The following is a 348-nucleotide window of genomic DNA, read 5'->3' on the forward strand; positions in this document are numbered from 1 at the left end:
CAGATATAAGCGGCCCCAGGGTGATTGAGCTTAATGAAAGAGCTTGTTTGAATAAAGATATTTTTTTTAATTTATCAGGTCCTAGAAACTTTTAATTGTATTAGGTGAGGAAATGGTTATGAATTCTGTTGTAGATAAGCAAAAAGTGATAGAGCTGGCTGCAGAGTGGGAAGAGATTTGGAAAACTAGACCTTTCGAAAATTCTAATGGTCTAGGGTGCCAGGGTGCTTTTGCACTGTATTATTTTTTGAAGGAAATGGATCCTGCACCAGAGCTTGTAGTGGAGTGTGGTACTTGGCGTGGTTTTTCCACTTGGGTTATCCGAATGGCAGTGCCTGATGCTAAAAT

At 39.7% G+C, this 348-nt stretch carries 1 protein-coding gene; it reads left to right on the forward strand.

Features of this window, described 5'->3' with window-relative positions:
• Positions 1–118 precede the first annotated feature (118 nt).
• Positions 119–348: hypothetical protein (locus tag RMT89_RS41745; RefSeq protein WP_315888977.1), on the forward strand; the 230-nt coding region annotated here is incomplete at its 3' end.

Source organism: Streptomyces sp. P17 (genome assembly GCF_032436805.1).
GTDB lineage: Bacteria > Actinomycetota > Actinomycetes > Streptomycetales > Streptomycetaceae > Streptomyces.